The organism is Mannheimia sp. ZY171111 (assembly GCF_017750945.1).
GTDB classification, from domain to species: Bacteria; Pseudomonadota; Gammaproteobacteria; order Enterobacterales; family Pasteurellaceae; genus Mannheimia; species Mannheimia pernigra.
Map to the genome: position 1 here is coordinate 501,530 of NZ_CP046532.1, position 26,190 is coordinate 527,719.

The following is a 26,190-nucleotide window of genomic DNA, read 5'->3' on the forward strand; positions in this document are numbered from 1 at the left end:
ACAACTGGTGGTAGTTCACCATCAAAAGAAAGAATCTCTGGCCTATAGGTAGGCACATCTACGGAGCTATCATCAACAACAAAAGGAACAGGGACAGCATCAACGTTATAAATAGTAGAGCTTACAGTCCCAGTAGCATCAGGATAACTTACCGTTGATTTGCCACCAATACTTACAGTACCAGAAGCTACGCCACCAGCAAATTTATAAACCTTTCCGTTAATCTCTATTTCAGATGTACTAACAGCATTTTCAGAAATAGCGTTTTGTCCTAACGCAACAGAGTTTTCCGCACTAGCCCAGGCATTTTCACCAATAGCTATTGAACCTGCTCCATAAATATTATCGACATAGGCATTTCCTCCAATAGCAATACTTCGAACAGCAAGAGCCCCACTACTCTCTTTATTTTTATTATATTTAGAAAAAGAATCTACATTCACATACTCATTAGCATAAGAAGCTGATGACAAAGACAAAATAATACCACTAACCAAAACAGTTAATAGTTTGAGAGAAATTGGTTTATATTGATTGACTGATTGATTGATTGATTGATTGATTGATTGATTGATTGATTGATTGATTGATTGATTGATTGATTGATTATGGTTCACAATTACTCCAGACAAGTCAAAGTTTTTATTGAAATTTAATATTCCAATTATTCATTAATTCTTATTATACTAGTATAAATTAGCGATGGAATAATATAAATAAAAAATAGTTAAATTCTACTTTTAAAAAAAGAGATGACTTAATAGTATCACTCTAACAAGCGGTCATTTTTTCAAAAAATTGGTAAATATGCTACTAACTCCATTAGCTTTATAATTCACCTGACTGCGGAAATAAATACTATCCATTAGCCTTAAAAATGCGTAAAATAATAGCAATTTAACTTACGCAAACGTTTACTTAAGCTTTAAAGGAGTCCAACAATGTTAAAACGTGATATGAATATCGCAGATTATGATGCTGTTTTATGGCAGGCTATTCAAAATGAAGATCGCCGTCAAGAAGAGCATATTGAGTTAATTGCGTCAGAAAACTACGCAAGCCCACGTGTAATGCAAGCTCAAGGCTCACAATTAACCAATAAATATGCAGAAGGTTATCCTAATAAACGTTATTATGGCGGTTGTGAATATGTAGATATTATTGAACAGTTAGCAATTGACCGTGCAAAAGAATTATTTGGTGCAGATTATGCTAACGTACAGCCACATTCTGGCTCACAAGCAAATGCTGCTGTATATATGGCATTATTAAATCCAGGCGATACCATTTTAGGTATGAGTTTAGCTCATGGTGGTCATTTAACCCACGGAGCTTCCGTTAGTTTCTCTGGTAAAGTCTATAAAGCAGAGCAATATGGCATTACTGCTGAAGGTTTCATCGATTACGATGCTTTGCGTAAACAAGCACAAGAAGTTAAACCTAAAATGATTGTGGCAGGTTTCTCTGCGTATTCCCAATTGATTGATTGGGCAAAAATGCGTGAGATTGCTGATGAAGTAGGGGCTTACTTATTTGTGGATATGGCACATGTTGCAGGCTTAATTGCGGCTGGTGTTTATCCAAACCCGCTTCCATATGCACACGTTGTTACCACTACAACGCATAAAACATTAGCTGGTCCTCGTGGTGGTTTAATTTTATCGGCATCTGGCGATGAAGAAATGTATAAAAAATTGCAATCTGCGGTATTCCCCGCAGGTCAAGGCGGTCCATTAATGCACGTTATTGCGGCAAAAGCTGTTTGCTTTAAAGAAGCTTTGGAACCTGAATTTAAAGCTTACCAACAACAAGTTGTAAAAAATGCGAAAGCGATGGTAGAAGTGTTTAAACAACGTGGTTTTGATGTGGTTTCAAACGGGACAGAAAATCATTTATTTCTTGTTAGCTTCGTAAAACAGGGCTTAACAGGTAAAGCTGCTGATGCAGCTTTAGGTGCAGCTAATATTACAGTTAATAAAAACTCTGTGCCAAATGATCCACAAAAACCATTTATTACCTCAGGTATTCGTGTAGGTTCACCATCTGTTACTCGTCGTGGCTTTAAAGAACAAGATGTAGTAGCACTAGCAAGCTGGATGTGTGATGTGTTAGAAAGCATTGGTAAAGATAACCACGAACAAGTAATTGCAGAAACAAAAGCAAAAGTACTAGATATCTGTAAACGTCTACCTGTTTATGCATAAAACAACATTAATAATTTAAAAAGAGCAAATAAAAAGGCGAATTAAATTCGCCTTTTTATTTCTTTATTTATGACTAACCAATAATGCCAAACTGCTGTGCTAAGAATAATAAAGCAAACGCAGTCAAATAAATCAAACCAACTACCGCAAGCCAGAACAATCCTCCAGTTACACGATGCTCACCTTTTAACACTAATGAAAAGTTCAACCAAGCGAAAATTGGCGTTGAAACAAATGATGAAATCATTGCAAACTTTAACATTTTCGCTACATCACTCATAAATACACTAATAATCAAAATACCAATTGCTGATGTTACTGTTAGCCAAATTGCCAGCTCCACTTGAGAGTACTCTTTACGCCCAGTTAAAATACGCAATCCTTCTGCATTCGCACGAGAGTAACCATCAACAACCGTAATCGTTGTACCGAACATACACATAAAGGCAATAAATGCAATTAATAATTTAGACCAATCACCAATTGCAAAAGCATACATTTTGATTAGTTGAGCAATATATTTTACGCCAGCTTGCTCAACTTGTTCAGCTGAGCCATATTGAACTAAAGCACCAAGTGCCAAAAATACAATCGCTAGAATTGCTGTGCCGATATAACCTACATTAAAGTCAAAAATACCATCTTGATAGCTAATTTTGCTGAAGCGTTTTTTGGCAATAACCCACATAGAGTTAATCGCTGAAATCTCAATTGGTGCTGGCATCCAGCCCATTAACGCCACAATAAAACCAAGTGAGGCTAAGTTCCAAGGTGATGCCTCAATAAAATCAGGAGCAACTGTAATCCCCCCTTTTAATGCTGCAATAATGACAGCAGTAACGGTAGAAATGGTTAAAGCAATCATAATCCACTTAGAGAGGGAGTCTAAGAAGCGATATTTACCTAAAAGTAACATGCCCCAAGTTACTACAATCACAATTGTGCCTGCTATTGGAATACTTAAATCAAAAGGTAGTCCTAAAGCCGAAAAAAGAAATTTCAAGATTGCTGCACAAACGATTCCCACTGCAGCCGTATTAATCATTGCTGCAATGACATTCAAAATAAAGAAAATGACGAGATAAATATTGCCTTTATCTTTATAACCTTCTAATAAACTTTTACTACTTGATAGCGTGTATTGCACGCCAAAACGAAAAAACGGATACTTAAATAAGTTTGCTAAAACAATGATAATGGCTAATTGCCAGCCATAAATTGCTCCCGCCTGAGTAGAGGCAATAATATGAGAGCCCCCCACAGCAGCTGACGCCATTAAAATACCAGGACCCATTGCGGCAAATTTACTCTGCCACGTTGAACGTTCTACTTGTTCTGTCATATATTCCCCAAGATTATGTATAAGATCTTAAATTCGTCACCATTCTACTCATAAAATAGATAGAAAAATAGATCACTTAATTCAATGTCAAAAAAATGCTAATTTTTTTATTCTACTTAGCAGATTGAAATTTTCATATATAACAAATATACAAATAAAAAATTAGTATTTAACACTATAAAAATAGCAATTTTCAGATAAAAATAAATTTTTTATTTTTTATGAACATTCAAGAATTAGGAGAGCCTGCGGTTAAATTTGCAAATTTTCAGCCAAATTCGACCGCTTGTAGACAATAAAAAAGTGCGTTTCCGCACTTTTTACATTACATAAGATTATTTTGAATAGCGTTGGAAAACTAAGCAAGCATTCGTACCACCAAAACCAAAGCTGTTAGACATTACGGTAGTCAAGGCTTTGTCTTGACGCTCTGTGACTATATTCATGCCCTCTGCTTGTTCATCAAGAGTCTCAATATTAATACTTGGAGCGATAAAGTTGTTATCTAACATCAATAGTGAATAAATAGCTTCATGTGCACCTGCTGCACCAAGTGAATGTCCAGTCATTGATTTAGTTGAAGAAATTGCAGGTTTTTTATCACCAAACACATTACGGATCGCACCTAACTCCTTCACATCGCCTACTGGGGTTGATGTGCCGTGCACATTGATGTATTCGATATCACTCTTTACCGTTGCCATTGCTTGTTTCATACAACGTTCTGCACCCTCACCGCTTGGTGCAACCATATCGTAACCATCAGATGTTGCACCATAACCAACGATTTCAGCATATATTTTCGCACCACGAGCAAGAGCATGCTCTAACTCTTCAATCACTAAAACTGCACCACCGCCAGAGATCACAAAGCCATCGCGGTTTGCATCATAAGCACGACTAGCTTTAGTTGGAGTATCATTATATTTAGAAGAAACTGCTCCCATTGCATCAAATTGAGTTGCTCCTTCCCAGCAAAGTTCTTCTGCTCCACCAGCAAAAATCACATCTTGCTTACCTAATTGGATTAACTCCATTGCATTACCGATTGCATGAGCTGACGTTGCACAAGCTGAACTAATACTATAGTTCACACCTTTAATTTTAAATGGTGTTGCTAAACAAGCTGACACACTTGATGCCATTGTTTTAGTTACCGCATAAGGACCAACCCCTTTCACACCTCGAGGACCACGCACTGCATCTGTTGCTGCTACTTGACCACGAGCTGAACCAATACCAGACCCCATAACCAAACCAGTACGCTCATTAGAAATATGCTCTTCGGTTAGGCCAGAATCTTCAATAGCTTCTCTCATACAAATGTAGGCATAAGCTGCTGCATCGCCCATAAAGCGATAAACTTTGCGGTCAATTAACTCTGCAGGGTTTAATTTAATTGTACCCGCAACTTGGCTACGCATCCCTACTTCAGCAAAATCAGGAACAAATTCTATGCCTGATTTACCTTCTTTTAATGAGGCTAACACTTCATCTTTATTGTTACCAATACTTGAAATAACGCCTAAACCTGTAATAACAACTCTTTTCATTTTGTTTCCTTCATCATTTTGTTCTGAAAAAAATAGTTGGTTGAGCTTACACTTGTTCGCTCAAATAAGCTACTAAAACTTGATTATTTTACAAAAAATCCTGACTGGTCTGAACTCTTTTAATACAAGATTGTATTTCTACTTTTTTAGGCTATTGCCTTACACAATAGTTACTTTTAAGCTAGAATGCTAAATAGCTCACATTTTTAAAGGAAATTGACGTGAAATCACTAACCCTTAAAGCTAATACAGCAACAATAGTGGAAGAAAAAGCTACTAAGGTAAACGAGGGAAGTTTTTACCAAAAATTAGAATTCACTAAAAAAAGAATAGATAAACTCAATACCTATCGGATTGAGCGAGCTATTAATGCAAATAACCAAAGCTTTGTACACGTATTTTCATTACTTCCTTTACTCATTCATCTTAATTATCCAAGCCTGCCTGCTTATGTAGAAAATGCACCGCGAGGAATTTGGAATTTTAAGCTATCTGACTACCAAAAGCATTCGTTGATGTCTTATAGCTTCCAAGAAGCAATTTCCGATCATCATATAAAAAACCAAACTCATTTTGATGCCCTCTACTGTATGGGCAGCACTGGCTCGATTACCCAAACTAGCCTATCAGATTTAGATCTATGGTTATGCTATTCAAACACACTCACCATTGAACAATATAAATTAATGGAGCTTAAAATCACCAAGCTACAAGAATGGGCAAAAACCTTTGACGTTGATATTAATATTTTTTTAATGAATCCAGAGCAGTTTAAAACCCAAACCTATAGTAGCGGTGTAACGGATGAACACAGTGGCTCTGCCCAACATTTTTTCCTGCTTGACGAATTTTATCGTTCCGCAATATTACTTGCGGGTAAACGCTTATTATGGCTACATCTGCATAAAAACGAATATCAAAATGCTCATAACAACCCTGAAATTGATTTAAATGAATGGATAGATTTTGGCGACTTCTCTAGCCTTTCAACCAGCGAATTTTTTGGTGCTAGCCTGTGGCAACTTTATAAAGGTATTAATAATCCTTACAAATCCGCAATTAAGATTTTTCTATTAGAATGCTACGCCCACACTTACCCGAAAACAAAGCTCATTTCGAAAGAGTTTAAGAAAAGAATACTTAGCGATGAGGCGATCGAATATCACTTTGACCCTTATCAAGCAATGCTTGAACTGGTTACCGAACATCTCATTATTCGCAAAGAATGGATAAAATTAGACCGCTTGCGTATCTGTTTTTATGCCAAAGCAATTGAAGGGGAAATCAGAAAAAACTGGCGTACAGAAGCCTTGCAATTATTGGTAGAAGAATGGTGTTGGAGCGAAGCTCAAACAACTTTGTTGCAAAACCGCCAGCATTGGAAAATTAAACAAGTGATGAATCACGAAAATATGCTGATTGATCACCTACTGCAAAGTTATCGAAACTTAATTCACTTTGCCCGAAAATACCACCTTAATCCAAGTATTATGACCAATGACACCGATATTTTAATGCGAAGACTGTATTCTGTATTTGAAGTTCTACCAGGTAAAGTGTCACTGATTAACCCCAAAATATCTTCTAATTTAGCTGAAAGTGCCGTAACCTTTATTGAAGTAAAAGCGGGTAGCTTAATGCAAGCAGGTTGGTATTTAGTCAACCAAGCTCCTAAAAGTCAATATGATTCAAATCTTCGCTATGTTCAGTACAATAAAAGCCCAATCAAACTGATTGCTTGGGGATACTTTAACGGCATTATTAATGTCAACACCCATTTACATACCGTAAGCGATAACTTAAATACGCAGAAACTACGCCAATTTATTACCGATTTACGCTTAACTTTTCCAATTCACGCATCAGAAATGACACAGGAGGATATGCACCACCCAAATAAAATCCGCAATTTAGCTATTGCGATTAATTTAGTGCAAGATCCAACAGAAACCATTACCGAATTGCCTAAAAAAGTTTATCCAAGCGATCTATTCAACTTCGGCAATGCCCAAAAAACATTAGTTGGTAGTGTAAGTATTATTTATCGCAATGTTTGGAATGAAATTCGCACCCAACATTTTGACGGCGAAGATGCGATTTTAAAAGCCCTTAAATTGGTTTCTAACCGTATTTATCAAGGTGCAGCATCACCCAATTCTGTCAATATTTTTTGTTATAGCAAATATTTACGCAGTGATTTGCGTGAGTTTGTCGCCGACTTAGTCCATAAATGTATTACGATCCAAACAGGCTGTTTATTGCACGCTGATGAGCTACGCCACTTAAAAATTGCAGGAAAAACGTGGCAGGTTATATTCCGTAAACAGACTGTTGGTATTAAGCAGATTGAAGAACAAGCGGTCGAAAATCGTGAAAATATTGCAAATCCAGCCTTGAATATAACAAAAGAAAAAAAAGCATTTCCTCAAAAAATCAGCGAATTTGCCAGCGAGGGCTTCTTGCAATTTTTCTTTGAAGATAACCAAGACAACAGTTTTAATGTGTATGTTGTTGATGAGAAAAATAGTGTGGAAAGTTACTATAACTGCTCTGGCAATAAAGAAGAAAAAATCAGAAAAATCAATAAATTACAACATAATAAGCGACTAAAAACAGAAACTGAAGTTGCATTTGGTAGTTTTAACCACCCACAATTTTATCAGCTGATTTCTCCTAATGGCGAATTGTCTATTGTGCCATTTCAAAGCCGTCAACATTTAGACTACCTAGCAACACAAGAAAGCAAACAAACACAAAGTTGCTAAAAACATAAAGGGCTGCCCTCACTGAAAGCAACCCTTAATTTCTATATTAAAGCTTTACCGGTTCAATAATTTCACTTGGGTAACAGCCTAATACTTTAAGATAACTTGTTACTTGCTCTAATTGTGCTAAAGCATTCTGTGTATTTTCTGAGTGAATATTCGCCTCAAGTTCTACATAAAACATTTCTTCCCAAGGCTTACCATAAATAGGGCGAGATTCCAATTTTAACATTCGGATATGATGATTTTTAAACACGATCAACGCATCAACCAACGCACCCGCTTGTTGAGTCGTGGTCATTAGCAGTAAAGTTTTAGTTTGCACTTGCGGCGAAACTTGAACTGCGTTTTTCGACAACACAATAAAACGGGTAATATTATTCGGCTGATTAGCAATATCGGTTTTAATATTAGTTAAACCGTATAATTTACCGCCATCCTCATTGCCTAACGCAACAATGTTCGGTTTATTTAAACGAGCCACCATTTGCATTGCGTGTGAGCTGCTCTCACAATATTTGATGTGCACCTTATCTAGTGTTGCCAAGAACTGGCTGCATTGTTGAGCTGGCTGTGGGTGGGTGTAAACGGTGTCCACCTCCGCTAAATCCACATTGCCGTTGGCTAACACACAATGTTTAATTGGATACGCCAACTCACCCACTAATGTGAGATCCGTGTGTTGCAATAAATCATACACTTCATTGATCGAACCTGAAGTGGTATTTTCAAGCGGTAACACACCAAAATCCGCTTCACCAAGGCTAACTTTTGAAAAAACTTCATCAAAAGATCCGCAGCTTAATTCCACTATCGAACCTTGATATTTTTTCGCAAATTGGCGAGAGGCCATATTGGAATAAGAACCACGCATTCCCAAGAATGCGATAGAAACCTGCTGCTCTTTCTGTTCATTCAGTTTATTTTGTAAATAATTTTGCTGAGTGAGCACCGAATCTTCAATAATACGTTGGAAAATTTGAGTCACATATTGCGGGTCAAGCTGATAATTTTCCGCCTCAGCAAAATTAACCAACTCTTGAAGTAATACTTTTTCACGCTCTAAATCTCGCAATGGTTTTTGGGTAATCTCTTTGCTTCGCACCACATCAAACGCTAAGCGATGACGCTCAGCAAGTAGTTTTAATAAATTGCGATCAAGGTTGGTGATTTGTGTTCGAATATCGGATAAATCTAAAGACATTGTACATTCTCTCAATAATAGCTTGCCTGAAATTATAACCTGTTCAAAAATAAAGGAAAGACAAGCGGTTGATTTTGCAATAAAATTTGCAAAAAATTCGGATTTTTCTACCGCTTGCTATAGTATAGAAAAGCATTTCTTTCACCGATTTTTTGTTAGAATAGCCTCGAACTCGACACTCGCCGAGTAATGGCTAACCAAATGGAGTTTTTATGAAAAAATTACTAGCACTTTGCAGTAAAAAGCAAAAAAGACCGTGCTAAATTTGAAGCCTGCTTAAAAGAAAAAGGCTTTGAAAAACCAACAAACCACCCGAAAGTGAAAGCTCATCACTAATTTATATAAAACATAATCTTTGGTTATTTTGCAAACGATGAAATGCTAGGTAAGTTATAGCTAAATATTAACTGAAGGAGTTTTTATGCGTCTTTCCAACTTAGCTTTAAGCCTTACTTTATTTTCTACCGCTGTCGCCTATGCGGCTCCAGCTAATACGCTGATTAACTGTGTTGCCACACCCCCAGGAAAATTAAGCCCTGCGATTACCAATGATGCAAACGATTTCAATGCTAGCTCCCAGCAAGTTTATAATCGATTATTAGATTTTAAATCAGGGGAGTTGAACATTGAGCCGAGTTTGGCGGAAAAATGGGAAGTTTCAGAAGATGGTTTGACCTATACTTTTCATTTAAGAAAAGATGTGAAATTCCATAGCAATAAAAACTTTACTCCAAGTCGTGGGCTAAATGCAGATGATGTGATTTTTTCATTCCAACGCCAAATGGATTCAAAACATTCCTACCATAAAGTTTCGGGTGGAACTTATTTCTACTACCAGTGGATGAATTTACCGAAAATCGTTAAATCTATCGAAAAAGCGGATGATTACACGGTAAAAATTACTTTACAACAACCAAATACCCCATTTTTAACAACGGTAGCAATGGATTTTTTATCCATTTATTCTAAAGAATATGCAGATAAATTGTTGGCAGAGGGTAAGCCAGAAGTATTAGATCAAGAGCCTATCGGCACTGGGCCATTTATTTTTCAAATCTATCAGACCGACCACGCAGTTCGTTACATTGCTAACCCTGATTACTTTCAAGGAAAGGCAAAATTTGAACGGCTCATTTTTAGCATTACACCAGATGCAGGAACTCGCTATGCCAAATTAAGGGCGGGCGAATGTGATGTGATTGATTTCCCGAATATTTCCGATATTGCACAAATGAAACAAGATCCGAAGGTAAATCTATTACAACGAGATGGACTGAATTTAGCTTATATCGGACTAAACAGCACGAAACCAGCGTTAAATAATGCCAAAGTACGCCAAGCTTTACACTATGCTACAGATAAGAAAAGCATTGTAGAGGCTGTTTACCAAGGCAGTGGTTCGGTTGCGACTAATCCTTTCCCAAATGCAGTTTTAGGCTATAACGATAACCTACCGCAGTATGAGTTTAACTTAGAAAAAGCAAAAGCATTGCTGGTTGAAGCTGGTTTTGCAGATGGTTTTGAAACGGAAATTTGGGTACAACCAGTGGTTCGTCCTTCCAACCCAAACCCACGTCGCACTGCGGAAATTATTCAGGCAGATTGGGCAAAAATCGGTGTAAAAGCGAAACTGGTGACCCATGAATGGGCTGATTTTAATAAACGCACCCGTGAAGGTGAATTTTCTGCTGGTACTTATGGTTGGACAAGTCGTAACGGTGATCCTGATAATTTCTTGTTCCCATTACTGAGTAAAGCCAATATTCCTGGGACAAACTATGGACGTTGGACGGATGAAAATTTTGAGGCTTTACTTGCCAAAGCTGTGCAAACTCAAAATCGTGAAGAGCGAGCAAAACTTTATCAAGAGGCGGTGCATATTGTGAATGAGCAAACTCCATTTATTCCGCTTGCCCATTCAATTAACTATGTTCCACTCAGCCGACGAGTGCAAGGTTTTGTACCAAATCCATTCGGTTATACTTCGTTTTATCGAGTTTCTTTAGCTAAGTAAGCCAATAACGCAACCTTGATTCTTCCCCAAAACCTGGATACCTAATTTGAGGGGCAGATCACAAAGCGGTCAAATCTGCAAAAAATTTTGCAAATTTGACCGCTTGTCTTAGCACGTTAAACTACCTGCCTTTAATTCCCCGAAATTCCTTTATGGCGTAGTAACGCATCAAGGGTTGGTTTTCTGCCACGGAAGCGTTCAAATAGCACCATCGGCTCTTCTGAACCGCCACGGGTTAAGATGTTATCTAAGAAAGATTGCCCAGTTTCGGCGTTGAATATGCCCTCTTCTTCAAAGCGTGAGTAAGCATCGGCTGAAAGCACTTCTGCCCATAAGTAGCTGTAGTAGCCTGCCGCATAGCCGCCAGCGAAAATATGCGAGAAGCTATGTGGCGTTCTTGCCCATTCCACACCTTTTGCCACCGCAACTTGATCTTTTACTTCTTTAAGCAACGCCAACACTTGCCCTTGTTTGTTCGGGTCATATTCGGTGTGCAGGCGGAAGTCAAACAAGCCAAACTCCAACTGACGAAGCACAAACATTGCCGCTTGGAAATTTTTCGCCGCTAAGAGCTGATCTAACTTCGCTTTCGGCAACGGTTCGCCCGTTTCATAATGCCCTGAAATAAAGGCGAGAGCCTCCTCTTCCCAGCACCAGTTCTCTAAGAATTGGCTTGGCAACTCAACAGCATCCCACGGCACGCCGTTAATACCCGCAACATCACCCACATCAATTTCCGTGAGCATATGGTGGATGCCGTGCCCAAATTCGTGGAATAGGGTGGTGACTTCATCGTGAGTGAATAACGCGGGTTTGTCACCAATCGGCTTGTTGAAGTTACAGGTTAAATATGCTACTGGTTTTTGCAAGGTGCCATCTGCTAGGCGTTTTTGGTTGATGCAGTCGTCCATCCAAGCTCCGCCACGTTTGTTTTCTCGAGCATATAAGTCAAGGTAGAACGATCCACGTAAGCGGTCGTTTTTGTCAAAAATATTGAAAAAACGCACGTCTTTGTACCAAACGTCCACACCTTTTTGCTCTTCCACACGCATTGCAAAAATGCGTTTCATCACCTCAAATAAGCCTGAAAGCACACGATTTTCTGGAAAATAAGGGCGAAGTTCTTCATCATTGACTGAATATAACGCTTGTTTCTGTTTTTCGCTGTAGAATGTAATATCCCATAAATCAAGATGTTCCACACCAAAATGTTCTTTGGCAAACTTCTTCAACTCACATAATTCATTTTTACCTTGAGCTTTTGAGCGTTCGGCTAAATCATTTAAAAAACCTAGCACTTGCTGCGGATTTTCTGCCATTTTTGTCGCTAATGAATAATCAGAATAGGTGTTAAAACCGAGCAGTTGCGATCTTTCGTGGCGAAGTTTTAAGATCTCCTCAATAATGAGGCTATTATCCCATTTGCCTGCATTCGGGCCTTGATCAGAAGCACGCGTTACAAATGCTCTATACATTTCCTCACGCAATGCCTTGTTTTCACAATACGTTAGCACAGGCAAATAGCTTGGGATTTCAAGGGTGAAACGGTAGCCCTTTTTGCCTTTGCTTTCTGCGGATAATTTTGCGGCTTCAAGTGCAGATTCTGGCAAGCCTTTTAATTGTGCCTCGTCAGTAATTACGATGTCCCAGCCCATTGTGGCATCTAGCACGTTATTGCTAAATTGTGAGCTAAGTTCAGATAAGCGGGCGGAAATTTCTCCATAACGTTTTTGTTTATCAGCGGGTAAAGAGATGCCAGATAATTCAAAATCTTGTAGGCTGTTTTCAATCGCTTTTTTCTGTGCAGGTGAATAGTTAGCAAATTCAGGGCTGTTTTTTAATTTTAAGTAGCCTTGATAAAGCCCCTGATGTTGCCCTGCCCAAGTACTGTATTCCGATAATAACGGCAAGCAGGCTTGGTATTCTTCACGCAATTCAGGGGAATTTTTTACCGCATTCAAATGACTCACTGGCGACCAGGCACGAGAGAATTGATCACCTGCGATTACTTGTGGCAAATAGAAATTTTCCCAAGTTGGATGCTCAATTTTGGCAACCATCTCAACCGTTTCACGACATTTTTTAATTACCGTTTCAACTGCAGGCTTGATATGTTCAGGTTTAATTTGCGAAAAGGCTGGCAAGCCCGTGTAATTTAAAAGAGGGTTAGACATTATTTTTCCTTACATTTTAGGCGTATAAATACACCTTTATGATTAAATTTTTAAGGGCGTAAAGCCCAGTTAGAATTTCACCGTATGCCCATAACTTTCAATAATTTTTTGGATACGTTCTAAATCTTCTTTTGGCGGTGGAAGTATGCCATCAAGCTCATATTTATAGCCCAAAGTTTCCCATTTGTGAGCCCCAAGACGGTGGTATGGCAGAAGCTCGACTTTTTCGATGTTGTCCATTCCTTGAATAAACTGCCCTAAACGGTGGGCAGAATCGTCATCGTCCGTGTAGCCTGGAACTACCACATAACGAACCCAAGTTGGCTTATTCATTTTGTGTAAATAACGAGCAAAATCTAACGTTCGCTTATTAGATACGCCGATCAAATCTTGGTGGACTTCATCGTTCAGTTGTTTTAAATCAAGCAAAACAAGATCGGTCACCTCTAGCATTTCATCCACTACAGGGCTGTAGTTACGCACAAAGCCATTGGTGTCTAAACAGGTGTTGATGCCCTCTGCTTTACAGGCCCGAAACCAATCTCGTACAAATTCCATTTGCAGCACCGCCTCACCACCTGAAGCCGTCACACCACCGCCTGTTGCTTTCATAAAATGCTTATAAGTGGTGACTTCTTTCATCAATTCTTCCACGCTGATCTTTTTACCACCATCGAGATCCCAAGTATCACGATTATGGCAGTACTTACAACGCATTAAACAACCTTGTAAAAAAAGAATAAAACGAATCCCCGGACCATCTACCGTGCCACAGGATTCATAAGAATGGATACATCCAACAACAGACATTTGCTTACTTCGAACCTCAAAAAATTTTGACAAATTGTAGCAAATTTTTAGATTGTTCGCAGAAATAAATCAAGCCATTAAACTTTACTCGGCGAGAAATCCCAACTATTTTTTGATCTCTTTCAGAAAATCAACGAATAGCGATTTTTGCGTTTGGGTTAATTCCTGCCAATATCGGTCGGCTTCATCTCTATTCCAATCAAACCCTTCCATACAATCGGAAAAAAAGTAGCTAATCGGTGTTTTCAAAAAAGTGGCAATCGCCACCAAATGTGCCACGTTGATCTTATTCGCTCCTCGTTCATAGCGTGAAAGCTGTGGTTGGGAAATATCTACATACTCCGACAACCTCTCCGCCGAATATCCCATTTCTCTGCGTTTTTGTTGAATGCGTTGACCGACAAGACGGTCGATGTCTGTTGAAATCAGCTGTGCCATAGTTATCTCATAAAATTATGCGTTTATGGCATAATTTTTTGTGATTTTGTGCATTGACTGAATACCAGTAGAGGAATACCAGTAGAGGAATACAATTAGCAAAAATTATTCACCTACTAACTAAAATTTCTTTATAGGAGATAAAAAATGAATAGCTTAAAAAATTTTTTCGGTTTTTTCTTTGGATTTAAAGGACGAATAGGGAGACTTCACTATGCTTTATTCTTGCTAGTCTTGGCTGTAAGTTATCTATTTGCTAGTATGATTTTAGAACTCATGAATATAGGGCGAGTTCTCTATAATAATCCCACAACGAGATATACCGAGTATCTTGTATATTTATCTGCAATTTTTGCATTACTTATTGTGCTCAAATATTCCCTTATTATTAGACGTATACACGATTTCAATGAAAAAGCGACAGGCAATAAGTTATTCCAAGCTATTTTATGGGCAGATATTCTTTCACTGTTTAACTTATCTATTACTTATGAAATGAAACATTTTGTTAATTTGGCAATGACAGTGATTTCTATTAGTTGCCTTATTATTCTTGCATTTAAAAAAGGTGATATAAAAGAAAATGATTTTGGCAAACCACAAATTCCGTTTTGGAAGAAAACAAATTCTTAATTAACCTTAATAGGAGAACATTATGAGTAGTTTAAAAAAAGTAGCTGTTTTAGTTGCAGGTTTAGGAACGTCGTAAGTGCTTTTGCTGACTGGATTACAATGTATAGTATAGATGGTATTTCAAGTGGAAATCTTGATGCTTCATTTCGTACCTGTAGATATAGTACATCTCCTTTTGGTGGAGGAGAGACTATATCCATTAGAGTAAGTGGCTCTTACTGCCCTAACTCTATTGAATATAGTCCTGAAACAAATACTTGGAGAGAATAGTGATGAATATTAATATTCATATCATTAGTAATTATCCGGAACAACATTCAGGAATCATTAGTAAACTTGAAGAAATAGGTTACTTATTCTTGGACAAAACATATAAGGAACTCCCCAATGGAGAGAGACATATTCTCATCTTTTCCCGAAAAATATCTGAGAAAAATTTAGACACGTTAAAAGAAAACGTTAAAAATGAATTAAATCAGGCTATCCCTAATTTATATTCAGATATTCAAATTAGAATTTTCTACTAAATTCTATATTTAATTACAGAAACCTAATGCCACTTTTTTAAGTGGCATTTGTATATAAAACACCCCAAAAAATTGAGGCAACAAAATGAAAAGACACCTACTTACTCTACTCATTTTAACCATTTCCTTACCAACCCTTGCCTGCGATGAAGACTACGGTCAAGGACAACGCTATTCCACAGGTTATTATCTTAAAAACGGAAAGCTCACAAAAAGCAAAGTCGAAAACTGCTCAAACGGAATGCAAGAACAAAGCCATACTTTTAATAATGGTACTGTGGTAAGTTTTATCAATATCAATTTAGCAATGACAACGGGCGGAAACGGCTATCAAACTGATGCTTATATCAATGGGAAAGAGGCGAAAGAAGTGAAACGATTAAAAGGTATTCCTGCTCACTTTAGAGGTCAGTGCTACCAACCTAAATCGAGAGGTTCAAAACAAATTTATTGTATTTAGCATACTCAATGTATTGAAAAACAGCCCAATTCAGGGCTGTTTTATTTTAAGGGGCTGTAGTAGATTAGCCCTAAATCTCACACCATTTTCGCAACGTTTTGGGCTGTTCTTTTGGTGTACCAAAGTTAAACCGAAATTCACATTCCTTCAAGAATAAAGGGAAATTTTTTCGGTTAATTCCGTTATATTTTCGGAGTACTCGCTTCGCTTGATTCCAAAAATTTTCAATGCCATTGATATGGTTTTGTTTCTCCGCAAACAGTTCGGAATGGTTGATTCGCTCGTGATGAAATTCGCTCACATCAAGGGCATCATAGCTACGATAGGTATCCATATAAACCCAGCTGTCAGGCTTGATTTTCCTTGTAATAACCGGCATTAGCGTTTCTGATTTGGTATTTTCTACCACTACGGTAAACACCTTTCCTTGACGCTTCAACAAACCGAATACAGCGACTTTCCCAGTCGCACCTCGCCCTCGTTTTCCTTTGCGATGACCACCAAAATAGCTTTCATCTACCTCAATTTTTCCCTCAAAAATTTCATGAGCTTCAAGGGCTAAATGGTGTTCAATGACCAGCCTAATTTTGTGGTAAAACAGGGCTGCCGTATTGGGTTGAATACCTAATAAATCAGCAGCGGTTCTAGCGGTCACTTCAGCAACAAAAAATTCAAGAAGCTTTTTCTGCAAATGCAAAGATTTCTTTAATTTACAATGGGTTATCTTCATTTTTGTAGTATAGCAGTGATGCTAATCTACTACAACCCCTTAAATTTTTTGCATTTTTTAAACCTATTTTCACCGCTTGTAAGCGGTCAGTTTTCCGTAAAATTTGCAAACCTAACCTGCGTGGTATTTAGCTGCCATCTCTTTTACCAGTAAGTCAAAATCACTTTCATAACTCAAATCTTGTTTCACTCGGTATTTTTCAAATTCGCTTAAGGCAAACGATTTAGCGATTTCAGCAGTAACTTTGCCGGCATCTTGTAAAATTTCTCGGTCGGTAGCGGCAAGAAAGCGATTGAGACGGGTTTCCCAATCTGCCATTGTCATAGGAATTTGGCGTTCTGCCATATCTTCTGCCATATCTAAATAAGCCGATACCAGCCGTTGTAATTGTGCCAGCTCATTGTCAGACAGGTAATTTTTGGCAACGACTACATCAAAGAGATAAATTTTACCCTGCGGAGCGTCTTTCCAATTCGTTAGCCCCATATTCGGTTTTTCGGCATTGGCTCTTGCCATAATCAGCTCAGCAGCAGTATGTCCGTGAATTGCCCAGTGCAATTTATTTTGTACTGTAGCAAAAAAGCGTTTGGTGGCAGTTGCGGTGCGGTCGTAATCCACTGCGGTTGCATAAATGTCGGTGATTTTTTGGTAGAACTTGCGTTCGGATAATCGAATTTCCCGAATGCGGGCGAGCTGTTCTTCAAAGTATTTTTTGCCTAAAATAGTGCCGTCATTTTTTAGCCGTTCATCGTCCATCGCAAAGCCTTTAATCGCAAAGCTCTGTACAATTTCAGTCGCCCATTTACGAAACTGTACTGCTCGCTCGGAATTAACTTTATAACCTACTGCGATAATGGCAGATAAATTATAGTGCTTCGTCTGGTAGTTTTTTCCGTCTTGGGCAGTTACTCGAAATTTTCGAGTAACTGAATTTTCATCTAATTCCTTATCAAAAAATATTTTTTGTAAATGGTAAGTAATAGTATGAGACTCTACCTCATAAAGTACTCCCATCATTTTTTGGCTTAGCCAAACATTTTCATCAGAGTAAATAGCATCAACTTGGCTTTCCCCTGTTGCCGTGATAAAGGTCAGATATTCTGCCACAGAGGAACGAATTAAATCTTGCTTAGACATCTCTTTCTCCCATATAGAACACTGTAATTATAAACAATATTTCTAAAGCTGTGTAAATGAATAACTATTTTTTCGAGCGAGATCACAAAAAAACCGCTTGTGGCATAAATGCCACAAGCGGTTGATTTTTCTAAAAGTTTTGCAAATTGCTATTACATACTTTCAGTAAAGGTACGGGTAATTACGTCCATTTGTTGCTCTTTAGTTAAAGAGTTGAAACGTACCGCGTAACCTGATACACGAATGGTTAATTGTGGGTATTTCTCTGGGTGTTCTACCGCATCTAATAATGTATCGCGATTTAATACGTTCACATTTAAGTGCTGACCACCTTCTACTGTTGCTTCGTGGTGGAAGTAGCCGTCCATTAAGCCTGCAAGGTTACGTTTTTGGGCTTCATAATCTTTGCCCAAGGCATTTGGTACGATTGAGAAGGTATAAGAGATACCATCTTTCGCATACGCAAATGGCAATTTAGCCACAGAAGTAAGTGAAGCAACCGCACCTTTTTGGTCACGTCCGTGCATTGGATTCGCACCTGGTCCAAATGGTGCACCGCTACGACGACCATCTGGGGTATTACCTGTTTTCTTACCATAAACCACATTAGACGTGATAGTAAGTACAGATTGAGTTGGCGTTGCATTGCGGTATGTGTTGAGTTTTTGAATTTTCTTCATAAAACGCTCAACTAAATCGACAGCAATTTCGTCTACACGGTTATCATTGTTACCAAATTGTGGATATTCGCCTTCAATTTCAAAGTCAGTCGCCACGTTTTTCGTCACACCAACCACTTCACCCGCTTTGTTTTTAATTTCAATATCACTGCGAATTGGTTTGACTTTCGCATATTTAATCGCTGAAAGTGAGTCTGCCGCAACCGATAATCCAGCAATACCACACGCCATCGTACGGAATACATCACGATCGTGAAGCGCCATTAATGCTGCTTCGTATGCATATTTATCGTGCATAAAGTGAATGATATTTAACGCCGTCACATATTGGGTTGCTAACCAGTCCATAAAGCTGTCTAGACGAGTCATCACGTCATCATAATCTAAATATTCACTTGTAATTGCTTCCGATTTCGGACCAATTTGTTCACCCGATTTCTCATCAATACCGCCATTGATTGCATATAGCAATGTTTTCGCTAAGTTTGCTCGTGCACCGAAAAATTGCATCATTTTACCCACAATCATTGGGCTTACACAGCACGCAATTGCATAGTCGTCATTTTGAAAATCCGGACGCATTAAATCATCATTTTCATATTGCACCGATGAGGTATCAATAGACACTTTCGCACAATAGCGTTTGAACCCTTCAGGTAATTGCTCAGACCAAAGAATGGTTAAATTTGGCTCTGGTGAAGGCCCCATTGTGTAAAGGGTGTGTAATATACGGAAGCTATTTTTCGTGACTAATGTACGGCCATCTAAGCCCATACCAGCTAACGTTTCCGTTGCCCACATAGGATCGCCTGAGAATAGTTGATCATATTCAGGAGTACGTAAGAAACGCACCATACGCAATTTCATCACTAAGTGATCAATTAATTCTTGAGCTTCTTGTTCGGTGATTTTGCCTGCTTTTAAATCACGCTCAATGAAAATATCTAAGAACGAAGATACACGACCGAACGACATTGCCGCACCGTTTTGCGACTTCACCGCTGCAAGGTACGCAAAATATGTCCATTGCACCGCTTCTTTTGCATTCGTTGCAGGGCCTGAAATATCAAAACCATAGCTTGCCGCCATTTCTTTCATTTTGCCTAATGCACGATGTTGTTCAGCAATTTCTTCACGAAGTTGAATGGTTGCTTGAATATCTTCGCCCGCTTCTAGGCGAGCTTGTAATGATGCAAACTGACGCTGTTTATCTTTCATTAAGAAATCTGCACCGTAAAGTGCCATACGACGATAGTCACCAATGATACGACCACGACCATAAGCATCAGGTAAACCAGTAATTACACCTGATTTACGGCAGCGTAAAATATCTGGAGTGTAAACATCAAATACGCCTTGGTTATGGGTTTTACGATACTCAGTAAAAATTTTCTCTACTTCTGGCTTTAATTCACGACGATAAACTTTGCACGAGCCTTTCACCATATTGATACCACCAAATGGCATAATCGCACGCTTTAAAGGAGCATCTGTTTGAAGACCCACGATTTTCTCTAAATCTTTGTCGATATAACCTGCTGCGTGAGAAGTAATGGTAGAGGGTGTATCGCAGTCAATGTCATACGGTTCGTGTGTTTTGTTTTCAACTTTGATCATTTCCATTACATCTGCCCACAATTTCTCAGTTGCGGGCGTTACTTCTGCAAGAAAAGATTCATCGCCTTCATAAGGCGTATAGTTTTTTTGGATAAAATCACGAACGTTTACTTCAGTTTGCCAATCGCCACCCGTAAAACCTTCCCAGGCTTTTTGTTGAGCGTCTGTTAATTGAGTCATTTTAAGTCCTCTTATTAGTAAGTAAAAATGGGTAACGGCTGATTTGCAAATTTTTCTCCAAAATCAACCGCTTGATTCTAAAATCCTAGTGTTTTCTAATGTACAAAAACCATTGCATTAAACCGATAAAGCATACACCACCAACAATATTACCTAACGTGGCAGGAATGAGATTTTTAAATACAAAGTGGTGCCAATCCAAATCAGCAAATTGTACTGGATCAACATTAATTGCCGCCCAAAACTCTGGGCTTGCAAAGTGAGAAATCGCCATTCCCATTGGAATCATAAACATATTCGCCACACAATGCTCAAAGCCTGAGGCCACGAACATTGCAATTGGCAACATCATAATAAAGGCTTTATCGGTTAGGCTTTTACCTGCATAAGACATCCATACCGCAATACACACCATAATGTTACAGAAAACACCCAAACAAAATGTTTCAAACCATAAATGATGAATTTTATGCTGTGCGGTATTTAAAATTACCAATCCCCATTGCCCTTTCGCCACCATAATCTGGCCGCTAAACCAAATAAGCAAGACAATAGAAATAGCACCAATAAAGTTACCAAAATAAACAACTACCCAATTTTTGAACATTTGCAGCCAATTGATTCTTTTACTTGCTCTCGCCACAATGGTAAGTGTTGAGGAGGTAAATAATTCTGCTCCAAATACTACGCACATAATCACACCAAGTGAAAACACCAAACCACCAATCAGTTTAGCCATACCCCACGGCATTTCACTCGCACCTACTTGGGTTGTGGTATAAAATACAAAAGCTATTGCAATAAAACCGCCTGCGGTAATCGCAGAAAGAAAGGAATATAATTGATTTTTTGTTGCTTTATAAACCGCACCATCTTCTGCGATTTTTGCCATTTCAGCAGGAGAAAACATCAGACAACCTTAAATACGAGAATTAAAAACGGATATATTTTGCAAGAATTATAGACGTCTTCAGTTGTTCTTTAAATAAAATCTTACGCAATCAGAGGTATTTCCACCTCTTTTTTTGATATAGAACAAAATCCTTTAAAAGTACAACATTTAATCAATTTTAAACAAACAATTTCTTAACAAATTAACAATAAATTTATGACAGGATACTTAACTTCATTTTTTAGTTTCTTTTTTTCTGAGCAAAATCAGTTAATCACAATGTTTTTCAGCGGATTACTTAGCTCAACACTCTTACCAGGAAACTCTGAAATTATTTTTACGACTATTGCAAGCCAGCACATTTTAGCAAATCAAACTATTTATTCATCTTCACTATTTGCTCTATTGAGTGTTGCAACAGTAGGAAATAGCTTAGGCAGCCTAATTACTTATGTAATGGGATTGCAACTTCCCTATCCGAAAAAAGCAGACAATTTTTATACACAATGGGCATTAGAAAAATGCAAGAAATATGGTGTTTTAGTTCTGCTTTTTAGTTGGCTTCCGATTGTAGGCGATATTTTCTGTGGCATTGCAGGTTGGCTACGGTTTAACCTCTGGCAAAGCATCATTTTGATTACGATGGGTAAACTACTGCGTTATCTGTTTCTACTGGCAACGCTTCGCCATATTTTGACGTATGTTTTATAAAGCAAAAGCGGTTGTTTTTTGCAAAAATTTTACTAAAAACAACCGCTTGTATTTATAAGCCTCTTAACGCTTCAATACGTTTTTCTAATGGTGGGTGGCTCATAAATAATTCTTTACCACGCACGCCATTAATCATAAACGCTGCGAGAGAACCCTGTAATTCTTGTGGCTCGTGAATACGTTGCAAGCGTTGTAAAGCAGCAATCATTTTCTCTTTACCCACTAATTGTGCAGAACCTGCATCTGCTCGGAATTCACGATAGCGAGAGAACCACATCGCAATCATTGTTGCAAGTACACCAAACACCATCTGTAATGCAATATCTACCACCCAAAACACTAGAGTGTTGGTACTTGAGTTGCCATTTTCATCACGAGAGCTTGCCGCAGCAGTGGAAATAATACGCGCTAAAAAAATCACGAATGTATTTAACACGCCTTGTAACAGCGTCATTGTTACCATATCGCCGTTCGCAATATGTGCCACCTCGTGTGCCACCACTGCTTCTGCTTCGTCTTGGGTCATTGAATTAAGCAAGCCAGTACTGACTGCAACTAATGAGCTCTTTTTTGTCGCACCTGTTGCGAATGCGTTTACATCTAAGGAATGGTAAATCGCAATATCTGGCATCGGAATATTCACTTGTTGTGCTTGACGTTGAACAGTATTGAATAACCATTGCTCTGCTTCATTACGAGGCTGTGTAATCACCTCAGCCCCAACTGAACGCAATGCCATTGATTTAGACAGAAATAACGAAATTAAAGACCCACTAAAACCAAAGACTAGAGAAAGCACTAAAATCCCAGCAATGCTTTGCCCTTGAATGCCTGTAGCATTAAAAATAATATTTAACACAATCCCTAAAACTAAGGTAATTGCTAAGTTAGTTAATAAAAATAGAATGACACGTTTTGCCATAATGTGTTAAATCTCCGAAATAATTAAATATATGATGCAATATTGCCTAACTAAGATAATGATTTTGTCAGCAATTTCAAGCAATTGTTCATAATTTTCCTCATCTTTAACGTTAGTTAATGAAATTTAACACTAATATTTAGTTCAATTCTAAATACCGATTTATCAAAAAGTATTGGTAAAAATTTCTGCAAAAATAACCGCTTGCAGCCTAAGTGTTGTATATAAAAACAGTTTTATTTTATGGTCTTATTGTTACAATTCCGAGCTTTCAATTTAAAAATAAGGATAAAAAAATGCTCTACGGTTTAGCGATTGTGCTGATTCCACTTTTCCTTGGTTACCTGGTTACACTTAAAAATCCTAGCTATTTAACTTTCGTCAATAAAGTGGTAAATATCTGTCTTTACCTTATTTTATTGGTAATGGGCATCTCGCTCGGTCAAATAGATAACATATTAACCGAACTCCCACAAATTGGCACAATAGCATTTAGTTTAGTCGCAATATTACTATTTTCAAACATCGTCGGTTTAGTGATTTATGACAAACTTCAACCAATGCAAAGAGTGCAAGTCAATCAGGATCAACTTCCATCTCGCCTGCATTTATTATTCGACTCCTTTAAATTAATTGGCGTCACCTTATTAGGCGGCATTATTGGCTATTTCACAAAAGGCTTAGTCAATTTTCCTTTATATGCAAGTACTTACGTTTTAGAAGTGATGATTTTCGGGGTAGGGATTCAGCTCCGTAACAGTGGCATTCCACTGCGTGAAGTATTTTTCAACAAACGCGGCATTTACACTTCAATGGTGATGATCCTAAGCTCTATCATTGGTGGGGTTATTGCCTCATTTTTACTCAATATTTCACTCGCGAAAGGCTTAACCTTTGCTTCTGCATTTGGCTGGTATTCCCTTTCAAGCGTATTAGTCAATGATGCTTGGGGCCCGATTTACGGCAGTATCGCCTTTTTTAACGATATTTCGCGTGAGATTTTATGCCTGTTTTTAGTGCCACTTTTTATGCGACAATTCCCCTCCACGGCAGTTGGCATTGGCGGTGCAACCTCGCTGGATTGTATGCTCCCAATTATTCAAAAATCAGGCGGCATTCAAATTGTGCCATTGGCGATTAGCTTTGGGTTTATTGTGAATCTTGCTGCACCGCTCCTACTGGCGATTTTTATCGGGCTGGAAGGATAGCAACAAGCGGTTGTTTTTCACTAAAAAATTGCAAAATTTCTATGAAAAATCACCGCTTGTATGTTTTTATTTCTCCTTTTCACACTAATTTCCGCTATAATTCTCAGGTTTTCTCCGATATTCGGGCAACCATTTTCAAAAGGATAATTTATATGATGCGTTCTCACTACTGCGGCAACCTAAACCGCACTCACGTTGGGCAAGCCGTAACATTAAGCGGTTGGGTTCACCGTGTTCGTAACCTTGGTCGTTTTATTTTTATGCAAATTCGTGATCGTGAAGGCATTGTGCAGGTATTTTTCGATGAGAAAGACGAGGCACTTTTCAAACAAGCCTCAGCGTTACGGTCAGAGGCTTGCGTACAAATTCAAGGTGAAGTGATCGCTCGTGATGAATCGCAAATTAACAAAGAAATGGCGACGGGTGAAATTGAAGTCTTGGTGAAAAATTTAGTAGTGTATAACAACGCTGAAGTGTTACCGCTTGACTTCAACCAAACCAATACCGAAGAACAGCGTTTGAAATACCGCTATTTGGATTTACGTCGCCCTGAAATGGCAGAAAAACTCAAAACCCGTGCCAAAATCACGAGTTTCGTTCGCCGCTTTATGGACGACCACAGTTTCTTAGATATAGAAACCCCAATGCTCACCAAAGCCACCCCTGAAGGTGCGAGAGATTACCTTGTGCCAAGCCGTGTGCATAAAGGCAAATTCTATGCCTTGCCACAATCGCCACAGCTTTTCAAACAGTTGCTGATGATGTCAGGCTTTGACCGCTACTACCAAATCGTAAAATGTTTCCGTGACGAAGATTTGCGTGCAGACCGCCAGCCGGAATTTACCCAAATCGATGTGGAAACCTCATTCCTCACAGCCGAAGAAGTGCGTGAATTAATGGAAGAGATGATTCGTGGCTTGTGGTTAGACCGCTTGAACGTGGATTTAGGCAAATTCCCAATGATGACGTGGGCGGAAGCGATGCAGCGTTTCGGTTCAGACAAACCAGATTTGCGTAACCCATTAGAAATGGTCGATGTGGCGGATATTTTAAAATCGGTCGATTTCAAAGTATTTAGCGGCCCAGCGAACGATCCGAAAGGGCGTGTTGTCGCTCTTCGTGTACCAAATGGGGCATCGCTTACGCGTAAAAACATTGATGATTACACCCAATTTGTTGGCATTTACGGGGCAAAAGGCTTGGCGTGGTTGAAAGTGAATGACGTAAACGCTGGCTTAGAAGGCATTCAAAGCCCGGTTGCGAAATTCTTAAACGAAGAGGTGTTAAAAGCCTTATTTGAACGTTTAAATCTGCAAAAAGATGACATCGTGTTCTTCGGTGCAGACAGCTGGAACGTGGCAACCAACGCCATCGGGGCATTACGTTTGAAAGTGGGCAACGACTTAGGCTTAACCGACACCAAAGCGTGGAAACCGTTGTGGGTAGTTGATTTCCCAATGTTTGAGCGTGATGACGAAGGCAATTTATCTGCAATGCACCACCCATTCACCTCGCCGAAAGATTTAAGCCCAGAAGAACTGGTAAAAGATCCTGAAAATGCAGTGGCAAATGCGTACGATATGGTGATCAACGGCTACGAAGTGGGCGGTGGCTCAGTGCGTATTTTCAGCCAACAAATGCAACAAACCGTGTTCAACATTTTAGGCATTAACGAAGAAGAGCAACAAGAGAAATTCGGCTTCTTATTAGATGCGTTAAAATTCGGCACCCCGCCACACGCAGGTTTAGCGTTCGGTTTAGACCGTTTAACAATGCTAATTACCAGCACCGACAACATTCGTGATGTGATCGCTTTCCCGAAAACCACCGCAGCAGCGTGCTTAATGACCGAAGCGCCAAGCTATGCAAATCCGAAAGCGTTGGAAGAGTTGGCAATTAAGGTAAAAGCGGTCGAAAAAGCACAATAATTTGCAAATTGTTTATTACCCAGCACGAGCCGTGCTGGGTTACGCATCATTGAGCAGCTTT

General features: G+C 38.7%; 20 protein-coding genes and 1 pseudogene. 9 read left to right on the forward strand and 12 right to left on the reverse strand.

Going from position 1 to position 26,190, the window contains the following annotated elements:
- Nucleotides 1–269 precede the first annotated feature (269 nt).
- Nucleotides 270–617, reverse strand: a pseudogene (locus tag GM698_RS10765) (left-handed beta-roll domain-containing protein); the annotation flags it as partial.
- Between the two features lie 324 nt (nucleotides 618–941).
- On the opposite strand from GM698_RS10765, the gene glyA reads away from it, so the two are divergent.
- Entirely contained in the window at nucleotides 942–2,204 is a 1,263-nt protein-coding gene (gene glyA, locus GM698_RS02340) for a serine hydroxymethyltransferase (RefSeq protein ID WP_176807998.1), read from the forward strand.
- 73 nt (nucleotides 2,205–2,277) lie between these two features.
- Here the strand turns inward: glyA and GM698_RS02345 are convergent, their stop codons facing one another.
- A complete protein-coding gene (locus GM698_RS02345) occupies nucleotides 2,278–3,546 on the reverse strand; it encodes an NRAMP family divalent metal transporter (protein ID WP_209289596.1) in 1,269 nt (422 codons plus the stop codon).
- Between the two features lie 335 nt (nucleotides 3,547–3,881).
- Nucleotides 3,882–5,099: a beta-ketoacyl-ACP synthase I gene (gene fabB, locus GM698_RS02350; RefSeq protein WP_209289597.1), complete on the reverse strand. Its 1,218-nt coding sequence runs from the start codon at nucleotides 5,097–5,099 to the stop codon at nucleotides 3,882–3,884.
- Nucleotides 5,100–5,320: 221 nt separating this feature from the next.
- Here fabB and GM698_RS02355 point away from each other — a divergent pair, with 221 nt between their 5' ends.
- A complete protein-coding gene (locus GM698_RS02355) occupies nucleotides 5,321–7,864 on the forward strand; it encodes a class I adenylate cyclase (protein WP_209289598.1) in 2,544 nt (847 codons plus the stop codon).
- Between the two features lie 46 nt (nucleotides 7,865–7,910).
- Here GM698_RS02355 and GM698_RS02360 read toward each other — a convergent pair whose 3' ends face one another.
- Nucleotides 7,911–9,068: a chorismate mutase gene (locus GM698_RS02360; RefSeq protein ID WP_176809686.1), complete on the reverse strand. Its 1,158-nt coding sequence runs from the start codon at nucleotides 9,066–9,068 to the stop codon at nucleotides 7,911–7,913.
- A 421-nt stretch (nucleotides 9,069–9,489) separates the two neighbouring features.
- On the opposite strand from GM698_RS02360, the gene GM698_RS02365 reads away from it, so the two are divergent.
- Nucleotides 9,490–11,082, forward strand: coding sequence for an ABC transporter substrate-binding protein (locus GM698_RS02365; protein ID WP_209289599.1), 1,593 nt, complete (start codon nucleotides 9,490–9,492; stop codon nucleotides 11,080–11,082).
- 131 nt (nucleotides 11,083–11,213) lie between these two features.
- Here the strand turns inward: GM698_RS02365 and prlC are convergent, their stop codons facing one another.
- From prlC to GM698_RS02380, 3 genes are all read right to left on the reverse strand, one after another.
- On the reverse strand, nucleotides 11,214–13,256 hold the full coding sequence (gene prlC / locus GM698_RS02370) for an oligopeptidase A (protein WP_209289600.1): 2,043 nt from the start codon (nucleotides 13,254–13,256) through the stop codon (nucleotides 11,214–11,216).
- Nucleotides 13,257–13,325: 69 nt separating this feature from the next.
- Nucleotides 13,326–14,066 carry a pyruvate formate lyase 1-activating protein gene (pflA, locus tag GM698_RS02375; RefSeq protein WP_209289601.1) on the reverse strand — a complete coding sequence of 247 codons (741 nt, stop codon included), beginning with the start codon at nucleotides 14,064–14,066 and terminating at the stop codon, nucleotides 13,326–13,328.
- Nucleotides 14,067–14,171: 105 nt separating this feature from the next.
- Nucleotides 14,172–14,504 carry a helix-turn-helix domain-containing protein gene (locus tag GM698_RS02380; protein WP_176807991.1) on the reverse strand — a complete coding sequence of 111 codons (333 nt, stop codon included), beginning with the start codon at nucleotides 14,502–14,504 and terminating at the stop codon, nucleotides 14,172–14,174.
- Nucleotides 14,505–14,651: 147 nt separating this feature from the next.
- On the opposite strand from GM698_RS02380, the gene GM698_RS02385 reads away from it, so the two are divergent.
- From GM698_RS02385 to GM698_RS02395, 3 genes are all read left to right on the forward strand, one after another.
- Nucleotides 14,652–15,137, forward strand: a complete 486-nt coding sequence (locus GM698_RS02385; RefSeq protein ID WP_209289602.1) for a DUF805 domain-containing protein — start codon at nucleotides 14,652–14,654, stop codon at nucleotides 15,135–15,137.
- A gap of 269 nt (nucleotides 15,138–15,406) precedes the next feature.
- The gene (locus GM698_RS02390) at nucleotides 15,407–15,664 is read left to right on the forward strand and encodes a hypothetical protein (protein ID WP_176807989.1); all 258 of its coding nucleotides are present in this window, start codon (nucleotides 15,407–15,409) and stop codon (nucleotides 15,662–15,664) included.
- Between the two features lie 85 nt (nucleotides 15,665–15,749).
- The gene (locus GM698_RS02395) at nucleotides 15,750–16,124 is read left to right on the forward strand and encodes a hypothetical protein (protein WP_176807988.1); all 375 of its coding nucleotides are present in this window, start codon (nucleotides 15,750–15,752) and stop codon (nucleotides 16,122–16,124) included.
- A gap of 70 nt (nucleotides 16,125–16,194) precedes the next feature.
- Here the strand turns inward: GM698_RS02395 and GM698_RS02400 are convergent, their stop codons facing one another.
- From GM698_RS02400 to focA, 4 genes are all read right to left on the reverse strand, one after another.
- Complete coding sequence (locus GM698_RS02400; protein ID WP_176809680.1) at nucleotides 16,195–16,854, reverse strand: IS1595 family transposase; 660 nt, start codon at nucleotides 16,852–16,854, stop codon at nucleotides 16,195–16,197.
- 111 nt (nucleotides 16,855–16,965) lie between these two features.
- The gene (locus GM698_RS02405) at nucleotides 16,966–17,991 is read right to left on the reverse strand and encodes a virulence RhuM family protein (RefSeq protein WP_209289603.1); all 1,026 of its coding nucleotides are present in this window, start codon (nucleotides 17,989–17,991) and stop codon (nucleotides 16,966–16,968) included.
- A 152-nt stretch (nucleotides 17,992–18,143) separates the two neighbouring features.
- The gene (pflB, locus tag GM698_RS02410) at nucleotides 18,144–20,468 is read right to left on the reverse strand and encodes a formate C-acetyltransferase (RefSeq protein ID WP_209289604.1); all 2,325 of its coding nucleotides are present in this window, start codon (nucleotides 20,466–20,468) and stop codon (nucleotides 18,144–18,146) included.
- Between the two features lie 85 nt (nucleotides 20,469–20,553).
- Nucleotides 20,554–21,378 carry a formate transporter FocA gene (focA, locus tag GM698_RS02415; RefSeq protein ID WP_176807984.1) on the reverse strand — a complete coding sequence of 275 codons (825 nt, stop codon included), beginning with the start codon at nucleotides 21,376–21,378 and terminating at the stop codon, nucleotides 20,554–20,556.
- 198 nt (nucleotides 21,379–21,576) lie between these two features.
- Here focA and GM698_RS02420 point away from each other — a divergent pair, with 198 nt between their 5' ends.
- On the forward strand, nucleotides 21,577–22,071 hold the full coding sequence (locus GM698_RS02420; RefSeq protein WP_176809677.1) for a YqaA family protein: 495 nt from the start codon (nucleotides 21,577–21,579) through the stop codon (nucleotides 22,069–22,071).
- 52 nt (nucleotides 22,072–22,123) lie between these two features.
- Here GM698_RS02420 and htpX read toward each other — a convergent pair whose 3' ends face one another.
- Complete coding sequence (htpX, locus tag GM698_RS02425; RefSeq protein WP_176809676.1) at nucleotides 22,124–22,993, reverse strand: protease HtpX; 870 nt, start codon at nucleotides 22,991–22,993, stop codon at nucleotides 22,124–22,126.
- A gap of 296 nt (nucleotides 22,994–23,289) precedes the next feature.
- Here htpX and GM698_RS02430 point away from each other — a divergent pair, with 296 nt between their 5' ends.
- Complete coding sequence (locus GM698_RS02430) at nucleotides 23,290–24,201, forward strand: lysine exporter LysO family protein (protein WP_176807982.1); 912 nt, start codon at nucleotides 23,290–23,292, stop codon at nucleotides 24,199–24,201.
- Between the two features lie 152 nt (nucleotides 24,202–24,353).
- The gene (gene aspS, locus GM698_RS02435) at nucleotides 24,354–26,129 is read left to right on the forward strand and encodes an aspartate--tRNA ligase (protein WP_209289605.1); all 1,776 of its coding nucleotides are present in this window, start codon (nucleotides 24,354–24,356) and stop codon (nucleotides 26,127–26,129) included.
- The last annotated feature ends 61 nt before the right edge of the window (nucleotides 26,130–26,190 follow it).